Source organism: Protofrankia sp. CiT1, from assembly GCF_917627335.1.
Classification (GTDB): Bacteria; Actinomycetota; Actinomycetes; order Frankiales; family Frankiaceae; genus Protofrankia.
This window is the reverse complement of record NZ_CAKJTP010000021.1, coordinates 31346-33182: the sequence shown is the minus strand read 5'-3', so window position 1 is coordinate 33182 and position 1837 is coordinate 31346. Positions and strand designations below refer to the sequence as shown.

The following is a 1837-nucleotide window of genomic DNA, read 5'->3' as shown; positions in this document are numbered from 1 at the left end:
GTCAGGCGTCAGGCGTGACTCGCCAGCGTGACAACCGCCGTTCAACGGCTAGGAGCAGGTGGTTGATGCCGAGCCCGATCACGGAGATCGTGATGATCCCGGCGTACATCTCCTCGATGGCGAAGTTGGACTGCGCATAATTGATCAGATAGCCGAGCCCGGCCTTGGCGCCGACCAGCTCAGCGGCTATCAGCACCACGATCGCGAAGGACCCGGCGAGGCGGATGCCGGTGAAGACCGTCGGCACGGCGGCGGGAAGGATGACCTTCTGGAACAGCCGCGGTGACGACAGGCCCATCGACCGCGCAGACTTGATCAATAGCGGGTCGACATTTTGGACACCACTGATGGTGTTCAACAGGATCGGCCAGACGCAGGCGTAGGTGACAATTCCGATCTTTGATGCCTCGCCCAGGCCGAGAATCAGCACGAACACCGGTAGGAGGGCGAGCGCCGCGGTGTTGCGGAACAGTTCCAGCAATGGGCTCAGGACCTCCGCCACCGTCCGGAACCAACCGATCAGCAGGCCCAGCGGCAGCGCGATCGCGACGGCGAGTGCGAAACCAGCCCCGGTGCGTTGCAGGCTGGCCTGGGTGTGCGCCCAGAGGTCACCGCTGTTGAACAGCACCCACCATTCTTTGATCACTTCCGAGAATGGCGGTAGGAACACCCGGTCGACAACACCCCAGCGGGGTAGCAGCTCCCACGCGGCCAGCAGGGCGACGATTGCCGCGGTGCGGCGCAGGACGGCGGACGCGACCCGCAGCGGCGCGACCCACCATCGCCGACCGCGCCGACCGCGCCGCCCGGAGGGCTCATCGGGGTCGATCGAACCGTCGGTCGCGGTCGAGGGCTCGATCGCGGTCACGGTCACGGTCACGGTCGAACCGATGGTCTCATCGATGGTTGCCGACACCGGTCACCTCTTTCCGGTCATGCTCGTTCGTCCCAGCCGCTTCGTGATCGCCGTCGACCCGGCGTTCGGCCTGCTGTGCCTTGGCGACCTCGTCGTGGAGCAGCTCCCAGAGCAGGTGCCGGTAGCGCACGAACTCCGGGTCGGAGCGGGGGTCGCCGCTGTCATCGCTGATGGAAGGGACGTCAACGATCTGTTTGATCCGGCCGGGTCGCGACGTCATCACGGCGACCCGCTGACCGAGATACACGGCCTCGTCGATCGAGTGCGTAATGAAAAGGATCGTCTTGCGTGTCTGCGCCCAGATCCGCAGCAGTTCGTCCTGCAGCGTTTCGCGGGTCTGCGCATCGAGCGCGGCGAACGGCTCGTCCATGAGCAGAACCGCCGGATCGTAGGCGAGGCTACGTGCGATCGCCACCCGCTGCTTCATGCCGCCGGACAGCTCATGGGGATAGCGGCGTTCGAATCCGGTGAGACCGACCAGGTCCAGATACGACTTCGCCCGGACGGAACGTTCGGACCTCGGTACACGCTTGGCCTCAAGGCCGAACTCGATGTTCCCGAGCGCGGTCCGCCACGGGAACAGCGCATACTGTTGGAAGACGATCCCGCGGTCGAGACCCGGGCCCGAGACCGGAGCCCCGTCGACCAGGATGCGTCCACCGCTGGGTCTGGTCAGTCCACCGAGCAGGTCGAGCAGGGTGGACTTACCGCAGCCGCTCGGCCCGACCAGAACGAGGAATTCTCCACTGCGGATGCCCAGGTCCACGCCGGAGACTGCGGTGAAGCCAGTGGTCGTGCCACGCGATCCCGCGTCGGCCCGGACGGTGAACTTCTTCGTGACGTGCTGGAATTCGATCGTACTCACGCGCGTTCATCCTCACTGCGGCGGCAGGTGGTTCCCGGCCCGGTGTACCGGGAACC

At 65.7% G+C, this 1837-nt stretch carries 2 protein-coding genes; both read right to left on the bottom strand.

Annotation, left to right across the window (positions count from 1 at the left end; genetic code table 11):
• Position 1 precedes the first annotated feature (1 nt).
• Entirely contained in the window at positions 2-916 is a 915-nt protein-coding gene (locus MJ785_RS06095; RefSeq protein WP_239380164.1) for an ABC transporter permease, read from the bottom strand.
• Positions 897-1781 (bottom strand): ABC transporter ATP-binding protein, encoded by an 885-nt coding sequence (locus MJ785_RS06090; protein ID WP_239380163.1) that lies wholly within the window; start codon positions 1779-1781, stop codon positions 897-899. The genes MJ785_RS06095 and MJ785_RS06090 overlap by 20 nt, the downstream gene beginning before the upstream one ends.
• Positions 1782-1837: the final 56 nt, after the last annotated feature.